This window comes from Corynebacterium anserum (genome assembly GCF_014262665.1).
Classification (GTDB): Bacteria; Actinomycetota; Actinomycetes; order Mycobacteriales; family Mycobacteriaceae; genus Corynebacterium; species Corynebacterium anserum.
Genome location: NZ_CP046883.1, coordinates 1,563,167 through 1,582,170, shown reverse-complemented (window position 1 = coordinate 1,582,170; position 19,004 = coordinate 1,563,167). Strand labels below are relative to the sequence as shown.

At 53.7% G+C, this 19,004-nt stretch carries 14 protein-coding genes, 1 tRNA gene and 1 pseudogene; 8 read left to right on the top strand and 8 right to left on the bottom strand.

The features are described from left to right. Positions 1–47: 47 nt before the first annotated feature. From GP473_RS06590 to GP473_RS09370, 4 genes are all read left to right on the top strand, one after another. Positions 48–1,028 (top strand): Ppx/GppA phosphatase family protein, encoded by a 981-nt coding sequence (locus tag GP473_RS06590; protein ID WP_186277294.1) that lies wholly within the window; start codon positions 48–50, stop codon positions 1,026–1,028. A 214-nt stretch (positions 1,029–1,242) separates the two neighbouring features. Beyond that, positions 1,243–1,316: transfer RNA gene (locus GP473_RS06585), tRNA-Leu, on the top strand. A gap of 592 nt (positions 1,317–1,908) precedes the next feature. Further along, positions 1,909–2,313 (top strand): hypothetical protein, encoded by a 405-nt coding sequence (locus GP473_RS06580; protein WP_185770121.1) that lies wholly within the window; start codon positions 1,909–1,911, stop codon positions 2,311–2,313. 125 nt (positions 2,314–2,438) lie between these two features. Next, positions 2,439–2,945: a DUF2938 family protein gene (locus tag GP473_RS09370; protein WP_221891930.1), complete on the top strand. Its 507-nt coding sequence runs from the start codon at positions 2,439–2,441 to the stop codon at positions 2,943–2,945. On the opposite strand, the pseudogene GP473_RS06575 reads toward GP473_RS09370, so the two are convergent. Then, a pseudogene (locus GP473_RS06575) lies at positions 2,930–3,379 on the bottom strand (helix-turn-helix domain-containing protein); the annotation flags it as partial. The gene GP473_RS09370 and the pseudogene GP473_RS06575 sit on opposite strands and share 16 nt — an antisense overlap. Positions 3,380–4,387: 1,008 nt before the next feature. Between GP473_RS06575 and GP473_RS06570 the strand changes: the two are divergent. Next, complete coding sequence (locus tag GP473_RS06570; protein WP_185770119.1) at positions 4,388–4,744, top strand: 3'-5' exonuclease; 357 nt, start codon at positions 4,388–4,390, stop codon at positions 4,742–4,744. Between the two features lie 797 nt (positions 4,745–5,541). Here the strand turns inward: GP473_RS06570 and GP473_RS06565 are convergent. The 4 genes from GP473_RS06565 to GP473_RS06545 form a co-directional block, all read right to left on the bottom strand. Beyond that, positions 5,542–5,769 (bottom strand): hypothetical protein, encoded by a 228-nt coding sequence (locus GP473_RS06565; protein ID WP_185770118.1) that lies wholly within the window; start codon positions 5,767–5,769, stop codon positions 5,542–5,544. Positions 5,770–6,018: 249 nt separating this feature from the next. Beyond that, a complete protein-coding gene (locus GP473_RS06560; protein WP_186276743.1) occupies positions 6,019–6,228 on the bottom strand; it encodes a hypothetical protein in 210 nt (69 codons plus the stop codon). Between the two features lie 1,466 nt (positions 6,229–7,694). Further along, on the bottom strand, positions 7,695–8,801 hold the full coding sequence (locus GP473_RS06550) for a hypothetical protein (RefSeq protein WP_185770115.1): 1,107 nt from the start codon (positions 8,799–8,801) through the stop codon (positions 7,695–7,697). A 404-nt stretch (positions 8,802–9,205) separates the two neighbouring features. Beyond that, positions 9,206–11,269 carry an acyltransferase family protein gene (locus GP473_RS06545; protein ID WP_185770114.1) on the bottom strand — a complete coding sequence of 688 codons (2,064 nt, stop codon included), beginning with the start codon at positions 11,267–11,269 and terminating at the stop codon, positions 9,206–9,208. Positions 11,270–11,734: 465 nt separating this feature from the next. Here GP473_RS06545 and GP473_RS06540 point away from each other — a divergent pair, with 465 nt between their 5' ends. Then, entirely contained in the window at positions 11,735–13,705 is a 1,971-nt protein-coding gene (locus GP473_RS06540) for a bifunctional ADP-dependent NAD(P)H-hydrate dehydratase/NAD(P)H-hydrate epimerase (protein ID WP_186276742.1), read from the top strand. Positions 13,706–13,746: 41 nt separating this feature from the next. After that, the gene (locus tag GP473_RS06535; RefSeq protein WP_186276741.1) at positions 13,747–14,499 is read left to right on the top strand and encodes an SDR family oxidoreductase; all 753 of its coding nucleotides are present in this window, start codon (positions 13,747–13,749) and stop codon (positions 14,497–14,499) included. A 3-nt stretch (positions 14,500–14,502) separates the two neighbouring features. Here GP473_RS06535 and GP473_RS06530 read toward each other — a convergent pair whose 3' ends face one another. Further along, positions 14,503–16,092 (bottom strand): succinic semialdehyde dehydrogenase, encoded by a 1,590-nt coding sequence (locus GP473_RS06530; protein WP_186276740.1) that lies wholly within the window; start codon positions 16,090–16,092, stop codon positions 14,503–14,505. A 292-nt stretch (positions 16,093–16,384) separates the two neighbouring features. On the opposite strand from GP473_RS06530, the gene GP473_RS06525 reads away from it, so the two are divergent. Beyond that, positions 16,385–17,305 (top strand): Bax inhibitor-1/YccA family protein, encoded by a 921-nt coding sequence (locus tag GP473_RS06525; RefSeq protein WP_246394992.1) that lies wholly within the window; start codon positions 16,385–16,387, stop codon positions 17,303–17,305. Positions 17,306–17,457: 152 nt separating this feature from the next. On the opposite strand, the gene greA is transcribed toward GP473_RS06525, so the two are convergent. Beyond that, positions 17,458–17,979 (bottom strand): transcription elongation factor GreA, encoded by a 522-nt coding sequence (greA, locus tag GP473_RS06520; protein ID WP_185770110.1) that lies wholly within the window; start codon positions 17,977–17,979, stop codon positions 17,458–17,460. A gap of 331 nt (positions 17,980–18,310) precedes the next feature. After that, a complete protein-coding gene (locus GP473_RS06515) occupies positions 18,311–18,757 on the bottom strand; it encodes a DUF4307 domain-containing protein (protein WP_185770109.1) in 447 nt (148 codons plus the stop codon). Positions 18,758–19,004 lie beyond the last annotated feature (247 nt).

Here is a 19,004-nt window from a genome sequence, read left to right as displayed (position 1 = left end):
TCGAGAAGAAGGCGTATTCAGATGCGGTGGAGGTGGGGGATTTCACTGTGACGGATAAACAGGGCAACCGGCGTTTCGCTGGAATCGACTGTGGTACAAATTCGATTCGTTTGGTGATTTCCGAAGTGCTACCGGATGGGTCACTCCGCGAACTAAACCGAGATAACATCATCGTTCGGTTAGGGCAAGGCGTGGATGCGACCGGACGATTTGCAGACGAAGCTCTGGAGCGCGTGGATGCAGCGCTAGCCACTTACGCTGACCGAATGGTGGGATATGGGGTGGAAGACGTGATGATGGGAGCCACATCAGCGACGCGAGATGCAGAAAACCGGGAGGAATTCTTTTCTTTGACCGCGAGGCACCTCTCCCGTGTCAAAGACGGTCTATGTGCCGAGGTGATCTCTGGTGAGCGAGAGGCGGAGTTAAGCTTTAACGGTGCTGTGATGGATCTGGGAGAGCTGGATCCGCAGGAGCGCGTGTGCGTCATTGATCTCGGTGGCGGTTCGACGGAATTCGTGGTGCGCACCGCTGACGGCGCGGTAGATCAAGCCTATTCCGCCAACATGGGGTGTGTGCGGCTCACCGAACGCTATCTACACACCCAGCCACCGACAAAACAGGAGATAGCCGCTGCTCAGGATTACGTGCAGCAGTTACTAAAAGATGTGCAGCAGACTGTGGAACTAGCCACAGTGGAACGGGTTGTTGGGGTAGCGGGCACCATGACCACAATGAGTTCGCTCACTTTGGGATTGACTGAATACGATCCAGAGCGTAATCACATGAGCACGCATAAGTTGGAGGACTTCCGAGCGACAGCACGTGACCTACTGAACCGCACAACTGACCAGCGTATGCAATTGGGACCCATGCATCCTGGGCGCGCGGATGTCATTGGCGGAGGTGCCGTCGTAGTAGATGCGATCACCACTTTGTTCCTTAACCAGGGGTTGATGACAATCACCATTAGCGAGAAAGATATTCTTGACGGTATCCTCGCTGAGGTAGTTAAGCGCAACCGTTAAAGGTCAGTCAGCCGCGTGGTTGACGTTGGTACACCGCGGCTCTGAGCTGGTGTTATTATTCTCGGTGATATCGAGCACTGAATCAGTGCCCGAACCCTCCGAGATGAGATGTGGCCCCGATAGATCTGAGTTCACGGTACGTGAGTCGTTGTTTGAACTTCGCAAGCTGCATCGAGTTTGGTGACGAGGCTCCGCTTGGCTAACCTGTGAGTGCGCCCCTATAGCCCAATTGGCAGAGGCAGCGGACTTAAAATCCGCACAGTGTGGGTTCGAGTCCCACTGGGGGCACTATGACCAGCGAAAACGCTGGAAATTAGGGGAGTTAGATGCGGTAACTCCCCTAAAAACTTCCCAAAAAATAAACCCCCTGCTAAAAATCCCAGACTTAGGCAGAGCCTTAGCGCCTTTGCCTTCCGTGGCTGCCTAGTGGGGGTTTGGGGGTATCCCCCTGGGGTGTGTTGGTCGTTTTGTGTGATGGCCACAACCTCATCGTCAGTGAATAGTAACAGGGGAGTCGTTTTATCACCGGGGGTGTTTTTAGGGTCTGTGATGAATGTTGGATTTTTGATATGTGTTTTCAGCGCGCAGTTTACCCCAGGAACATTGAAGGGCCTTCGGTTTTGTTCTGTTTGAGTAGATGGGAAACCTGGAACATACCGAAGAAGTTAGACCAAGATGCCAGCGATCGTATTCTCCGCCTCGTTGCGAACCGCATTGTGGCGGAGAATATGCCGATGCAGGCTGCGTGTCAGGCAGTGGCGCCGAAGCCAGGCCCACGACCACATGCTCCGGGTCATCGATGGGGATCGTGAGAGTTTCTCGATCGAGTTCATTTGTTCGACGTTAAGACGAATCGTGAGGGTGGCGTTATCTGGACTCGATGCGAACTGAAGTCTTGCTTCTAGTCTTGCCCTCGCAGGTGCTTAACCAGGCGATAGCGTATGCGAAGGACACAACGGCTTTGGTTCATGCAACCATGGATCTTATTACCTCTATAACCGATGCCTTGCTGAGTATGCAATTTATTGCGTCGACCGGCACTGTTGGTGAGTTTAATGACAATGCGCTGGCTGACAACGTCAACGGTTGCTACAAACGCGCTCATCCATATCCGCCCATGCAACGATGGTGTCGACGTGGAAATCGCAACCTTCGTGTGGGTTACGCGGTGGAACGAGTGACGGCTTCAACAGAGTCTCAGCTACCGTACGCCGATCGAGGGGAGATCAAGTTGTGGGAGCATAACCCAGCCCACGAAGTAATGGAAAACAAGGCACATGCCTAGCAACAAAAACCCGGGGCATTTCATCCGGAAGTGCTGATCGCTTTGCTAGTGTGGCAATTTTTCTTGCTGTTTCGATACGAGTGCGAGTCTAATGGCGGTTCGTTGTAGATCGAGAGAGGTGCAGCGTGAAGCCTTCAGTGAGTCGGTTTGTGCAGGGGATTGTCGTGGGAGTTGGAGCAACGGCAGTGATGGACTTGACGGCGGAGGTGTTGCGGCGTATTCGCGGTATCAACTCTTTGGATTATGCGCTGGTAGGTCGTTGGATCGGGCATATGTCAGCTAGTCGATTTCGGTATGAGTCGATCATGACGGCCGAAGCTATTCCAGGTGAGAAAGCCGTAGGGTGGATTGCTCATTACGCAATCGGCTCTGGCTTCGGGGTGGCCTTGTTACTTGCCGATTCGAAGTGGGTTAATGATCCGTGGTTTATGCCGGCTGTCTCGATGGGGTTAGTGACGGTAGTGGCTCCATGGTTTGTGATGCAGCCGGCGTTCGGTCTTGGAGTGGCGGCATCGAAGACTCCCCGTCCGTTACAAGCGCGGCGAAGGCCCAGCAGGCTGAGAATCTCGACTGGTCCGCGTCCGGTGCTACCGAACCAGTGGGCGGTTCGTGTGTCGAATTTTGCTGCCTGACCGGGTAATAAAATCGAGTCGTGGTCGCCTACGATAAGTCGCAGTTCACCATTGAGAACGTACATCCATGCATACCCTTCGTGTCGTGTCAATCTTGGAGTGCTTTTGTCGGTGGGGATGATCATTTTGACTGCCTGCTGAGGACCTGGGATGTGTGATAGTGGGACAATCGTCATGCCGTTGCGGCGGACTGGCCGGGGATGAATTCTCGGGTCTCCCATTTGGGGTGCTCCAACGAGGTCGTCAAGCGTTAGTCGGAAAGCCTGAGCTAGTGGAAGTAGTAATTCCAGTGTCGGTTTTCGGCTGCCGGTTTCCAGTCGAGACAGGGTTGAGGCGGAGATTCCCGTTGCCTGTGAGAGATTATCTAGGGTTATGTTACGAGCAGTTCGTGCCCTGCGCAGGCGCAATCCCAGATTCTCGGGGACTTCTTTCATTTCCTATTCTCGCGTTTAGTAAAAGGGGCGAGTATTGCGCAGCCAACGCTGCGTTGATCTCATGTTATTGTCCCGCAGTTGTCCAAGGTGTTTGGATGGAATTTTGTGATTGCCATGCGACGTCGAGGGCTGTGATTGATAGGGTGGTGCTGTGGGTGATTGTGGTTCTGATTTGATGATGTTTATGGAAATAGACGAGGGGTTATGTCTGCTTTGGAGGTGGGTGTTGCTTTTCAGCGGTGGCGTTGACAGCAATACGGGCGCGGGTTTTGCGTAGGGCTAGGGGTGAGTTGATTTCGTGTCATGGTTCGTACTTTTTGTTATTGGCCGGAGAGAGGGTTCACGTGTAGTTCCATTGTTAACGCTGGCTCGTGATTCCCAGAAGGTGGGGCAGGGATCGTTTTCTCTTTAGGTTCCGCTCATGCGGTGAGTTCCGGGTACGGCGATTGTTAGCGGGGCGTTGTTAGCTTTGTATGATCAGGGATATCAGCTCCCCTCGCGGGAAACGTTGACAACCAAAGAAGCCCTGCAGTAGTGCTAGTACTGCGAGGATCGCGCGGGAGGTTTAGCCTCCCACGATCGGTCAGATCACGTGGATCAACTCAATGATCTTGGTGATCAAACCCATTGCCGTAGAAGTGACAGTGAGCTCCTTGGTTGCGATATCCAGTTTGCTAGGTTGGTCGAAGTCAGGGGGCTTTCTGTGCTCCTGCAGCAGGTATGCCTTATGTAACTATCGTCTATCGTTGGTACCTCCCCCTCATCGTGAGCGGTCCCGCACGCCAGCTGTGGCCTAGCAGCTCCGCCGTAAGGCGGCAAAAAGCATGCGCCAACGACGAGGGGAGTCTTTCTATTTCACTCCTTACGTGAAGGAAGTGGTCGGAAGAACCGTGTGACATTGTAGCGGTAGTGTGTAGCTGTTCAGCTGTGGCGCGACACAGTGGGTATCATGGCAGCTCATAGGGTTTTCCAATCGGTTAATGGATCCTTTTTGACCCGAATGAACCTGTGTTCGCGATTGTCGGTACAGAGACCACGTACTTGGGTCCCATCGCTGGGATCGTCAAACTTGATGTCGTGTTCCTCAACGCGAAATTTAAAGAATTATCGCGATGGTCAACCCTGATCAACCCGGAGAACACGATTCCGAACGCGAATATTCACGGCATCACCGACGACATGGTAACTGATGCCCCTACGTTCCGTGAGATTTGTGGGGAATTGCTTGATCTGTTAGACGGCAGGATCGTGTTGGTGGATAACGCAAACTTTGATGCTGGAATGATCGCCAATGAATGCGATTGGCTAACCGATCTGGATACGACGGTGTTTTTTCACGTTCGTCGACACGATCAGCCTGGCTAGACAGCCCACGACTGGCCGATATTGGTTGGAAGCATTAGCAAAAGTATGGAGTACATAACCCGAATGCGTATGCAGCGGTGGTTGATGGGACCCAAGGTGTACCGGGTATCTCAGGGGCTACGGGATGGTGCAACAAGGTTCGAGAAGCCGGATACTGCTGAGTCTTGATAGTGGTGAGTTCTTTGCTCGGGATCTGGGCTCATCGAATGTGAGAGTTTCTCGGAGGAATTCGGTTATTTGTCGTTGTTCGGTGGCTCTCAGTTTTTGAACACTTTGACCGCCCGAGGGAAAACTCAATCTTTCAGGCCACAGTCAACATCTAACTCATCCAAGGAGGTTGTAGCGATGTTTCCCGTCGGATCTCGGCGGCTTCTTCCTCGAGGAGGTAGGCGTCTTCAAGTTCGGATAGATGTGTATTCAGTGCTTCCCGGAGGTAGAACTAACTGGGTCGCTCCGTGCGCTGGGATAAAGCGTTGAGACACTGTTTCTGCTCGTCGTTAATACGCAGATTGATTACTGACCCACTCATGTAGACAAGTTAACCCCGTTGGGGAAAGGTTTGTCCGAGGTGGTTCAGCTGCTATGACCCGCTGACGTTCGACAGTACATAGGTGCAGCAGAAAAAGTCGTGAGGGTAAATCTGAGCAGGGGTGACCTGCGAAAACTAAAAACTCACTCCTCTGGAGGGAGGGAGTGAAGTTGCATGTGAAAGAGGCTGGTGTCGCTCTAGTCGCTTTATGGGGCTTCCTTATGGTCGCTGAGGGGGTATGCAGTAAAGAATGCTCCGTAGTGTTTCACTACTGTTCTTCGTGGCTTTCGGGAGCACTAGTCATGATCCACTTCACAGTGATGGCGTCTTCTGCACCGTCGGGAAGAGCCTCAGCGAGTGTAATCGCTTCCCTGACACATGCATCAAGATGACTGAATGAATAAGCCCATGTGTTCACACCATCGAGGTTGGTCACCGTCGCTAACCAATACCGACCTTCTCGCGTGACCGCGGCGGTGTATGTTTTTGACGCCATAGTTCCTTACTACACCTGGAGCCTTCTGCATGTCGATATAGAAAGAGGGGGATGATCCGAAAGGCAACTCCAGCTCGCAGAACTACGGGTGCCCGACATGATGTTTTACGGCGCGGTTTGTCGCTGTCGGATCGTCTGTGGGGTAGTATTATATGCTTCGCCGATCATCGCATCCAAGGCTGGCAGCCATTCGTCTTCCGGGAAACACGGTGTGTCCTTGTCCTGTCGCTGCATCGTCTGGAACAGTGCTCAAACGAAGATCGTCCACTCGAGTGACTTCTCCGATCGCACTTCGAACACTTCACTAAAGATCGAGTTCCTCACCTGAATTTCCCACGGATCGGTCTTCCACAGCTCCGTGTCGATCCAATGGCTTCCTCCAGTTCCTGTTTCTTTCTGACGTCGCACCATGATCTCCGTCAAATCCGCCAGATATTCCTGGCGAATCTGCTTCTCCATGTCGATACGCGCCCGATTTAGAATCCTGCCCCAGGTCAGACCGTCCTGTTCTTTGCCGTTGTCCTGTGTCCATTTTCTGGAGCTGCAGATGAGACACTTCCTCGAACCTTCTGTGCAGGGTTTGTTGATCTGCTGGAACTACCTTTTGGCCTCCTGCATCGTCGCTGCTGGGTGGGCTGCCCTCATCGTTAGTAGGATGGCCGTTGGGTGTAATCATGAGTGTCCTTTCCTAGGTGACGTCGAAGACAAAATATGTGAGTGGCGGAGTGAATCATTGTTCCTTTTACTGGCATCGCATATGGTGTGTAGATGACTGTGGAGAGTCGTTGACGGTGGTAAAGATACTTCTCTCCTGCTGGGTGTGCGATGACAGTCATGGGGAGCGGGTTTATGTCAATGGGGTCGGTGTGGTGGACACAGGCAAGTTGATTCACATTTAGTGTGTCACTTGGCTTGAGTGTTAGCGGGTGGAGTTGTTCGCCTCAGTGATGTGTTAGCGGAGGAATGTGGCACGCTTACTATCGCCGCAACCCTTCTCCTCCATGATTTCGAGTGCGACTTCATCGCCGGTGATGTCATCGCGGAGATTTCAGCGCCTACGGGATTCATCGGCATGTGTTATGGGGTAGCTGGCCATGGTCATTGATGCGCGGACGGTGGCGACGTTGTGGTCGTCAGTACCCATGGTGCCCTCCCGGGAATTGGTGGGTGAAAGCACTAGTTCTGGTGTGCGACATACACCAGAAAACATTGACTGGAGTGTTTGAACACTTTCATTTCTGCGTTATTGAGGTGAGGCGACAAAGAGAACATTGACGGGCGCACACCTCGGCCCACATTGGCCGGCACACTACCGACACAGTGACGCCAATCCGTGTGCCGGCAACCACCCCACTTGAGCCATTCTCATCGGTTTGCTCGCTCGTGCGTCGTGTGACCCAGTAGCCGTGAGAAGCCTCCCCTGGCCTCGCCTGAACGGACGAGGTCACCCGGCTTCATGGGAAGGCGGAAAACACTGAAACATTTGGAATGTGTTCCCAGAGTATTGAAAGTAGAAAACTATAGAACACAGGCAGGGCTCAAGCGATGCTTACGATTAGTGCTCGAAGTCCCAACCGAGTGGGAAGACCGAAGGATGCGCATGCGAGTGTTGATGTGCTAGAGCTCTCAAAATTTCCCAAATAATAGAGTGCAATGGGATGAAAAGAACGACACTGGATAGAAAATGTTAGCTATATGTGCAGGTGAAATGCATAACAGATAGGCCCAGTGAGAAAAGAGAATACAAAGAACCAACACCCGCACAGTGCGGGTTCGAGTCCTACCGGAGGTGCTGCTGCTGCGATCTAATGTTTTCTCAAATGAATCGAATTAAAAAGGGGATTTGTTGTGTGGAGGTAGATCAGTTTTCAGTATTCTCGGTTACATCATGTATGCACCAGCTTTGCTTACTCAATTGCAAAGCGTTATTGGATTACAAAGCTGCCCATTGGTCGTGAATTATTTGTGCAGATTCTGAAGTATCCCTTCTCGGTGATTTCATCCCCAGAAAGTTTTGTGCATGCCCAGTCCTTGCCATTCCTGATGACATGTTGTGTCTTCGAGCCATTTTTTGGTTCCTTGAGCAGTTGACTGGCTACGCTTACTGCGTCATTACAGTCAACGTTCCCGTCATACGTACGTATGCGCCAGGGGCGAGTGTTTCCGTCGCCGACTCTTCCACACTCAGCACCTACTGGATGCGGTGAACCATCGATAAAAACCCCTTCATTGTCAACCGCTTCGAAGTAGGAATGAGGGCCGTCGCAACCAAAACGGTCGTTGAGGTTATAACAAGTGAAGTCTCTAATCGTTGTGGACTCGCCTTCCTTGAGGGTTCTCGGTTTTTTAAGTGATCCGCCCGGGGTGCCAGATACGGGGCTCGAAAAGACACCAAAACGTTGAGCTGCGGGATCCCAATTCACCTGGCTGATAGGAGCGTATAGAATCGGCGGATCTTGGGTATAGGCCTTTTTTAAGTCGGTGACTAGCGCTGTGGGGCCGCAATTGAGGCCAAATTGGTTTTCGTAATATTTAGCAAGGCACCATCCTCGTTTCCCTTCGAAGGTGATGAGGTAGATGGAATCACTAGTTTCAAATGCTGAGGGGGTGACAGTACGGGTCTTGTGAGAGACCGGTCCTGTTTCAGCATCAGCGTCATCGGTGCTGATCTGGGAATTATCCTCCCGCCGAGATTCACCCGATGGGGCTGATTGACTTCTATCGGTACTGTTGTTTTCCTTGTTCTGACCCGTGGTTTGGGCGGCCTGATTGTGGTCGGCAGATGTTTCTTTGTGAAGTATGCCTGTCTGGCTGAGAGCGTATCCACCGCCTGCTAAGACGAGGAGAACGGCGGCCAGTGTCCCTAGTACTACTGGAAGCCTGGACTTTGTCTTTGTCGGCGCTGGCTGTGCCACAGGAGGTTGAACAGGGTGAGGTTGCGGGTTGGCGTAATTCTTCGGTTGTGAGGACCGTGCGTACTGATCATGTGAACCGTTGGATCCGCGGCCGTTGTGTGAGGGAATATGTGTCACGTGCTGGTCTTTCGATTCCAATAATGAGGCGTGTTTTATTGAGCACAGAAACGATAGCCCCGATCGCTGTGGTGGTTAGCTATCGTCCGATGCATCGCGTGAAAAGTGGTATTGGAGATTCGGTGAAAACTCGTATGTGTAGGAATAGTAATTAGGAGGATGGACTTCTACTATCCGTTGAGAGCTGTCGCGTCCGGGCGTACCCCTGAAGGAGGGGGGAGTTAACAGCGGAAAAAGGGGTCGGAACCGAGCATTCAGTTCCGACCCCTTCTGTGTATAAACCCGCAGTTTAGTTGACGTGACTCTAGTGGCAGCCAGGGCGTTGCTAGCCTCTTCGAACTGGAGGAGTACTTACCTGGGGGCTCTTAGCAGCCTTTTCCCCCTAGCTGTAGTTCTCTTAGAGACTAGAGACCAGAATTCAGCACTTTCTGATCAGAAGGCTCGCCATTTTTTTCAGCGGGGAAGGCCTTAGCAAGTGCTGCGGCGAAGCGCTTCGCCCGTTGGGTGTTACCTTCTGCACCGTAGTGAGCGTAGTCATCCGGAGCGAACCAATTGTGGTCGCACTCGGAAGGCCAGTCGTACAACCGCAAACGAGGGTATCGGTTCTGCGCATCTTTGAGGGATTGGTTGAAGTGATCCATGTTAGAGCGCGCGTAGTGGCCGGTTTCCGTATTAGTGGTAACCATTGCCCACATCACATCGGCATCTTTACCAAGAAGATCCATCATGGCGTCGATGCGCTCTTGATCGGTCTGGTGAGAGCCAGCGGATTCATTAGCTGCGTCGTTCACACCGGTAGCAATAACCCAGCACGTCCCTTCCTTGGGAACCTCATTGAGAAGCTTAGTTACTGAGTCCACCGCGGATGGGTAGCTGGCCGAACCATCCGGAGCATCCCAACCTTCAGTGGTAGAACGGGCGCCGAATACACTATCCACCACGTCACCAGCGCCATATTCACGGTAGGTTTCAAATGCAGTTTCCTTAGGATCCTGCACCTGCTGGCTAGAGAACATGCCAATGGAGGTGGAATCACCGACATGCACAACTCGTTGGCAGCTCATCATCCCGGGCTTCTTGTTAGCAGTGGTATCGGAGTTCTCTCCAGTGTGAGAGCCGGCTGCATTAGGTGCACCGTTATTGGAAGAATTTGGTCTGTCTTCAGGCCTTAATTCCATGACCGGTGGAACACCAGTGGAGTTACCTGTGTGAGATGGATTCACAAAGGTCGGGGTGGCTCCCACGGCCACAATTGCCGCGAGGACTACGGCGGCACTCGTCGCGATGAATGCTGGGAAAGGACGCTGATATCCGGTAGCAACCGCAGTGTTTGCTCCGCTTTCCTGGGTAGCTTTACGGCTGTTCAGCCATGCCTTGATAGGAGGAATGACGCCATGTTTGCGGATCGGATCCTCGACTAGGGCCCAGCTCAATGCCGCGATTACAACGGTGGCTACCACGGTGATTGCGGTGGCCCGGAGCTTGTGCTCTTCCAGCCATGCCTGAGGCATGAACGCAATGACGGGCATGTGCCACAGGTAAATGCCGTAGGAACGCTCTCCGAGCCAGCGAATCGGGGTCCAACCCAACACCTTGGACCAGAAAGACTCGGGGTGCAACACCGAGAAAATTGCCATCAGCGACGCCACACTCAGCAGTACGAGGCCACCGCGGTAGAGGAAGATGGATTCCTGCGGCACAAGTACCACGAGAATGAGAATGCCAGCTACACCAATGAAGCCAAAGATGTTGGCTATCTTCAGATCAGGCATGGTCTGCTGGCCTTTGTGGCGTCGAGAAGATAGCCAGATTGCGAGTGCCGCACCAAGTAGCAAACCGCCGGCGCGAGTGTCAGTGCCCTCGTAGGCGCGGGTGTTGTCCATGGCGGGGTCAGCTAATACCCACATCAGCACAAAGCTTGCGAGGGTGATGCCAAGCGTGGCGATCATGGCGGCAAACCGGCTGCGAAGTACTACGAGTAACAGCAGCAGCAACAGTGGCCAGAACAGGTAAAACTGCTCTTCAACTGATAGTGACCACATGTGGCTCAGTGGGCTTGGGCCACCAAAGTTATCGAAGTAAGACTTCTGCTGGAAAATTGTGTGCCAGTTATTCACATAGAAGAGAGCGGACAGCGCCTCTTTGGAGTATTGCCCAAGGTGCTGCCGTTCGAGAGCCGCGGTGAGAATGACCACGGTGATGAGGGTGAGGATTACTGCCGGCATGAGTCGCCTGAAGCGCCTCAGCCAGAAGGTCTTTAGACCGAGGTTGCCGTGTTTGTCCCATGAACGCATGAGGTTGGTAGTGATTAAGTAGCCGGAGAGCGTGAAGAATACGCCTACTCCCAGCAGACCACCTACAAATCCTTGGATGTGGAGATGGTAGAGCACTACTACGGCCACGGCGAGCGTGCGTAGCCCGTCGAGTCCGGAGACGTAGTTGTGGTTCTTGTTAATCGGCCTTGGCATTGGCTTGGATTACCTCGATTGAATGGCGTTGTTTAGTGATGTGTTTTTGCTGTCTGCGCCACGGGAGCGCAACGGCAGTGTACGCGCGGTGTCTCGCAGACAACACCAATTTTGCACTGGTCAGAGTGCAAATATTCATGGTTCGTGAAAGTTGTGCACAGGGTGCTGTTGTTGCGTGATGAGGCGCGCTTGTTCACCTGATACAACCTACTAAAAGGATGGCTGAAAACTGTAATGGTTTTCTCCTCGGCGTGGCAGTTCGGGTTCATCTTAAGGGAATTAGCTTCTCTGCCTGGGATCGTTATGTTCGCCAGGTGGGGAGTAACTGAGTGTTTGCTCTTATTTTGGGCTCACTGTGCTGTTGTCTGGGGTGTGTGCGTGGTTTTGCGAGAGACCTCCGCGGCATCTCGAGCGTGTTCTCTGATGGTCTCCCGGCGTGTCTCAGCGATTATTACACTGGGCGCCATGAGTTTTCTCTATACGGTTGAACAGGTCCGACAGGCTGAGAACCATCTGCTTGCACAGCAATCCGAGCCTGATGAGCTGATGCGTTCAGCAGCCCACGCCGTGGCAGAGGAAGCACGCAAGCTGCTGCCAGAACCTCTCGGTAGTGGTGATCCTCAGGATGATCACGTTGGATTACACGTGTTGTCGGTTCTTCCGGAGAGAGACAGTTACCGCGAGGCTAGTCCTGCACGTGTCTTGTTGTTGGTTGGCCCTGGCGGCAATGGTGGTGATGCTCTGTATGCAGGCAGCGAGTTGCTGCGTGATGGTTTTCGCGTCTCGGCTTTCGCCTACAAGGGGGTGAACAATACGTACTCATCTGCCCGGGCGGCATTTCTACATGAGGGTGGAATCTTCCAGGACGATCTACCATTTCACAGTCTTCTTTCAGAAGAATGTGTGCTTGCGGGCGATGGTGTTTTGTCTGGCGATGGTGCTGGGAAAACTTCTGAATCGTACGATTTGGTGATCGATGGGCTATTTGGTCTTGGGGGAAGGGGTGGCGTCGGTCCGAAGGTGGCCGCGTTCCTGCATTGCTCGAGCGCACCGGTGTTGGCAATCGACATTCCCAGTGGCGTGGCAGGAAACTCTGGTGCACTGCCACCGGTTGTCGATAAAACCTTGGGTATTGCTGATCATGTCCGCGCAGATGTGACTGTCACCTTTGGAGGGTTGCGCCGAGCACATGGTTTAAGTACCGAATGTGGGCGGGTGATATGTCGCGATATTCAGCTGCGTGATGGACAGACCTTGTCAGGAGCCTTGCTGGAGCGCAATAGGCAAGCAGAAGCCGCGGGGGAGTTGAGCGTTAATTTGATGGGGCCTCCTGCGCCTGTCGCTGTTTCTTCCTGGTCGTTGGCGAGTTTCCCTGCGTCTATGACGAATCACAGCCAACGCCTAGACTCTGGCAACCCTTGGGATCACAGCAGACGCCTAGGCATCGACGAGGCTTCGGATTGTCCTAGTACCAGGGATAACGCTGGGCGGCCGGATGGTAGCGTGCGAAGACTCTCATTGCCTTACGATTTGCCCGGTGAACCAGGAGCAACCAGTGATAAGTATTCGGGTGGCGTTGTGGGACTATGCGCCGGAAGTAACAAATTTCCCGGGGCTGGAATTCTTACGGCGACTGCGGCGGTGCGCACCACTAGTTCTATGGTGAGGTGGGTCGGTGAGGAACCCCAGGCCATCATATGGAGAAACCCGGAGGTAGTAGCGCACCCGCGTGTGGAGGAATGCGGTCGCGTGCAGGCGTGGGTTGTCGGGCCTGGGAGAGGGACCGACGCCACCGCTGCCCGAGAACTGGCCTACCTGCTTGGCCGCACGGAACCCCTGGTGGTGGATGCTGACGGACTCACTTTACTTGCCGAGAACCCGGAACTTATGGCCAAACTTAAAGCGCGCAGTTGTGCTAGTTCGGATGCAACATACGGGGCAACGGTGGCATTGCATGGTAGTCGGACACTTCTCACTCCACATGCTGGTGAATTCGTGCGTCTCGCGCGAGCGCTGGAGAGGACATGTGATTTGGACGGGACATGTGACCTAGACACTGACCGGATCGGTGCCTCAGCGACGATGGCGAGAGCGCTGGGGTGCACGATCCTACTCAAAGGACGTTTCACAGTGATCACTGATGGCATGCATGCCGATGTGGTTGATGCTGGGTCGTCCTGGGCGGCAACTGCCGGATCCGGCGATGTGCTTTCGGGAATTATTGGTGCGTTGTTGGCTGAGCGTGGTGAACCCGCTGAGTCCGCCCTTGTTGGTCAATTCATCCACTCGACAGCAGCCTTTGTTTCGGCCCAGGTGGGGGAGGGCTTCGCTCCAACAAGTGCGTCCCGTATTGCGGAGAAGATTCCTGAGGCCATCGCTCAACTCCATCGCTACTCAATGAAACTCTTCAGAGTGTCCAGGTATCACCAGCAATAAAACTCACACCCGATCTGCTTTAAAGGGGTAGAACGGAGAGCATGACTTCAACGACTGCCCACCACGAGGCCACCAACACACGTCCAGAGAAAACCACCAGCACACGTCCAGAGAAAACTGCTTTTATCACGGGCGCTACCCGCGGACTCGGCAGAGCAATCGCTGAGGAATTGTCCAAGGACCACCACATCATCGTGGGCGGTTCTAGTCAGACAGCAGCAGAAGTTGCCAAGGAACTTCCCAGTGCGGAGCCATTCATCGCAGATCTTACTGATCTGAAAAAAGTTCAGCAGGAAATAGCACGTCTTGGCGTCGAATCACTGGACGTCATAGTCCACGGGGCGGGAGTTGTCGCCCACAAGGCCACAACAGAAACCAGCGCACCTGAATGGCAGAAAGCTTTCGATGTCAACTTCTTTGCGGTTGCTGAACTCACGCGGTTATTGCTGCCTGCTCTCCAAAAAACCGGCGGGACTCTCGTAGCCATCAATTCCGGTGCCGGGAACCACTCCGGGGTGGGCTACGGGCCGTATGCCTGCACTAAACACGCCTTGCGCGCATACACAGACGCACTCCGGGAAGAACAGCGCGGAAGAATCCGCGTAACCTCCATTTACCCCGGAAAGGCAGACTCAGATATGCAGCGAGAGATTCAGGCCAGCCGCGGTAATGAGTACGACGAAACTCAGTTCATCAAGCCAGAATCCATCGCCCAGACCGTGCGACTCGCTGTTGATCTAAGCGAAGACGCCGTTATTGAAGAACTGGTGATCCGGCCTTCCAACGGCAAATAGGTACTACGGCAGAATTTTAAATAGCTTGCCCAGCCTCATTGCGCTAGACATGATGCGTGCGTAGTTCTTGCGGCTGAGAGACTCCGGGCCACGCATAGACATAAAGCGCTGTTCGGTGACATTCTTGCCTGCGGTGTATTTCAGCAGACCGGTGTCACCATGGCGAGCTGCCATACCAGATTCCTTCATACCGCCGGAGGCATTTTCGATGGCAGACCACGGGGCAACATACCCATCATTGAGAGCCACGGAACCGGAGTCGATCTGAGGCCCCACCTTCCATGCCGTTTCTGGTTTCGCCCAGACGGAGGAATTGAGACCATAAGGGGTGTCATTCGCGAGACGGATAGCTTCTTGCAGATCCGATACAGGCTGAATGTAGACCACGGGGCCGAATACTTCTTCGGTGAGAAGCCGAGCATCGTCGGGAACATCAGTGAGCACGGTTGGCTCATAGAAGTAGGGGCCTAGGTCTGGACGGGCCTTACCACCGGCGATGATCCGGGCTCCCTTGTCACGGGCATCTTCGACGAATTCGTCGACGGTCTTCAATTGGTTCGCAGACGCGAGTGAGCCCATTTCGGTCTCATAATCGAAGCCGGGGCCGAGCGTCATAGCCTTGGTTCGCTCAGCAAAACGACGGGCGAATTCCTCATAGGACTGCTGTTCCACATAGATACGCTCGATGGAGACGCACAGTTGACCAGAATTGGAGAAGCACGCTTCCACGGCGCCCCGGACAGTCTTGTCCATGTCGGTATCGTTAGCGATGATCAGTGGGTTTTTACCACCGAGCTCAGCGGAATAACCCACGAGACGGCGTCCCATGGTTTCGCCCAAGATCTTGCCAGTTTTTGTAGATCCGGTGAACATGAGGTAGTCGCATTGTTCGGAAATTGCGGTACCGACCACACGGCCAGAGCCGGTCACCAGTTGTACGAGGTCGCGAGGTAACCCGGCCTCGTACAGAAGCTTGAACACCAGCAGCGAAGTAAATGGAGTGGAAGAATCTGGTTTTGCCACGATGCCATTGCCTGCGAGGAGGGAAGGGATGGCGTCGGAGATGCCCAAAGTCAATGGGTAGTTCCACGGCGCGATTTGACCAGTCACGCCGAGTGGTTGGCGGTATTCGTATGATTTCGCCAGAACCGGCACCGCACTGCGACGCTTCTTAGGCTTCATCAGCTTCTCTACGCGGTTGATGTAGTAGCGGGTGTTATTGGCGACGTCGAGAACTTCATCAAAGGCGCCGTTGCGGGACTTTCCAGTTTCCAACTGCACCATGTCAGCAAGGAGTTCGCGGTTTTTCAGAACGGAATCGTGAAAGCGAGAGAAGATCTTTTTACGCTCGGCCACTGGTACGTGCCGCCAGGATTTCTGAGCGCGACGGGCGCGGCGGAATGCTTCGTTCACGGTCTCTTCGTTGCCGGAGGCGACCCAGCCGATGGTTTCTCCTGTCCAGGGAGCTTCGATGATGAGATTGTCGTCAGCGTTTTCATCAATGCGATCGATACGGGCATTGGCTGAGAGTCCTCGCAGTTCAGCTGCGAATTCTGCAGGTAGGGGTCCTATTTTCAAGCGCTGTGGTGTCATGCTCCCAGATACTACTGAAATTAGGTCCGTGCAGTATGCGGTTTGGCGCTTTTGGTTCTTCTCCGACGCAGCGTCATGAACTTTTCGCTGTTCCGGGAACTTTCTGGGGTTGGCGTACGTTACACAAATGAAGGTTCACGGGTCGTATTCGCCGTATATGTCTGAGTATCTACGTTGCGCTCATACGTTCGAGAGACGGCGTAAGAAACGGTGATGTGTCTTGGTGGATACGGTGCCTGTGGAACACGAACCGCTTTTGACCAGCAATTGATCAACTTTTGGAGTGAATAAGATGCAACGATCTTCCAACCCGTTCATGGGCGCGCTGGCCAAGGATGAGGGCCAGTCCCCATTCGCCCAGCACCCGCAGGGGGCTCAGCCGAACAACCCTTATGGCCAGCAGAGGCCACAGAACCCTTATGGAATGCAGGGGATGGCGTCTGCCCAGGGTGGGTTAGCCACTGCGGCTCACCAATATGGTGCCCAAGGAGCTGCTAATTATGGCCACGCTGGACCAGCTGACCGCCCGATCACGGTTGATGATGTCGTATCCAAGACGGGTATCACTTTGGCGGTGATTGTTGTTTTGGCTGCTGTGAACTACTTCATCGGAGTGAACAACCCTGGTCTAGCTATGATGCTTACTTTCGTGGGCATGATCGGTGGCCTCGTCGCTGTCCTCATTGCTTCTTTCGGCAAGAAGTACGGTTCCCCGGTGGTCACTTTGGCCTACGCGGCTTGTGAAGGTCTGTTTGTGGGTGGTTTCACCTACATCGTGGCGGGAATGAACATTGCGGGTGGTAATGCCGGGGCTATCATTGGCCAGGCTGTTTTGGGAACTATCGGCGTGTTCGTAGGCATGCTCTTCGTATACAAAATGGGAGCTATCCGCGTGACTCCAAAATTCACCCGTTTCTTCGTCGGAGCGATGATTGGCGTTCTAGTGATGTCGCTCGGTTCTTTGATCATTGGTTTGTTGGGCGACGGGGCTGGTCCGTTGCGCGATGGTTCCGCGATTTCGTGGATTTTCTCCCTGCTCTGCATCGGCCTGGCAGCGATGAGCTTCTTGCTGGACTTTGATCAGGCTGATCGGATGGTGCGTGCCGGAGCTCCTTCGCAGATGGCTTGGGGAGTGGCACTGGGACTCGCAGTCACTCTCGTGTGGCTCTACACCGAAATTCTGCGCCTTCTTAGCTATATACAAAACGACTAGGGTTCCTTCTTTGGGATAGCAGTTGTGTGAAAGCAGAAAATCCCGCCTCTAGCCCAAGGGCTAGAGGCGGGATTTTCTGTCAGTGGCGGCTTCACATCTCAATGATGCCGCCTGCATGATTGCGTCATCATGCAGCTGCCAGGTTCGAGTTTTTACTGCTGGGAGCGAGGAACGTCACGTTCAGGGTCGTATGGTTCCGCGGTGATCAAGGTGACTTTTACGGTCTCACCATTGGGGGTCTGGTATTCGCGAGACTCGCCGTCTTTTGCTCCAACGATGGCTGCACCCAGTGGTGCGTCGGTGGAATATGTCTCCAGATCTGGATTGGAGCTTTCGAGGCCACGGGTACCCAGCAGGAAGGTTTCCTTATCGTCCTCGTCATCGTCGTAGTAAACGTGGAGAACGGATCCGACGACAGCGATGCCGGACTCCTGGGGAGCTTCACCGATGGTGGCGCTGTCTAGAAGTTCCTCTAGATAGGCAATGCGGGCTTCTTCCTGACCCTGCTGCTCACGAGCAGCGTGGTAGCCACCGTTTTCCTTGAGGTCGCCTTCTTCACGACGTTCGTTGATCTCAGCGGCCAGAACTGGACGGTTCTCTTTGAGAGAAATGAGCTCAGCGTTGAGGCGATCATAAGCCTCCTGGGTGAGCCAGCGAGTCTGGTCATCTGCCATTGTGGTTACACATCCTTTGTACGTGGTGTGAATAGTCCGAGCCAGTGTAACACTGTAACCAGGAGGAGTAACGCTAGCCATACCTTTTATGTCAACGCTGGGAGTAGGTTTACGAGGTTTAGGTTGCATTCCGCACTAAGCACTAAGAACCCCACTTTATGAGTTCTCTTGCGAAGGGGCTAGGCACATGTCATGTGCTGGGGGTGGGGGGCTTGAGAACAAATAAGCAGGGGCTTGAGAACAAATTGCAGAGGGGAGGGCTTAGGAATGGCAATCAGCATACACGCTGGCCGATAACGTTTTCGGCTGTGCAATCTATCGCTGATCAGTGTTATTGTCGAGCCGTTGCTTCCTCGCTGAGATGGGGTGGAATGGTGTTGGAACAGCCGTAGACTTTGGCAGCATGAGCCCGTTCGAACGTGGGAATCTGCATCTCCACTCGGGTGACTCGTTGGCCTCCAGGAGGAAGCAGAATTTCACGACGCCCCACTTCAGCCTTGGCGTAATTCAGTGCCGTGATAATGCAGTATGCGGCTTTGGAAGGATCGTCACGGGTGATGTCGATCTGGCTAGTGAGTAAATGATCAGAGTTGATGGTTCCACCGGTCTCCACGCCATCAACCTTTGCTTCGTTCATGCGCGTCATCATAGAGACGATGTAGATACCCGCGGCGATGATCATGGCAGCAAAGATGATGACCAGGATCTTACCGGCGAAGTTGTTGTCGCGGCTGTTGCCGTAACGTTCCTTGAGTACAGGGGTATCTACCGTTTTCATGATGGCTCCATCGTATAACACCCACACGGTGCGACCGGAATGCAAGCAAGTAAGCGGGGGAGAGTAAGTTAGTGGAGACGACACCTATTTCTAGCTTCTGTCAGTACATAATCCGGGCAAGAGGATTGGAAACTATGCCCGGCGCGAGGCCAGGCAGTTACACCTGGCGAAAAGGAGTGAGCACGCTGTGAGTGTCACTGATCAGCGCTACCGACTGCTCGCCATTCATGCGCACCCAGACGATGAA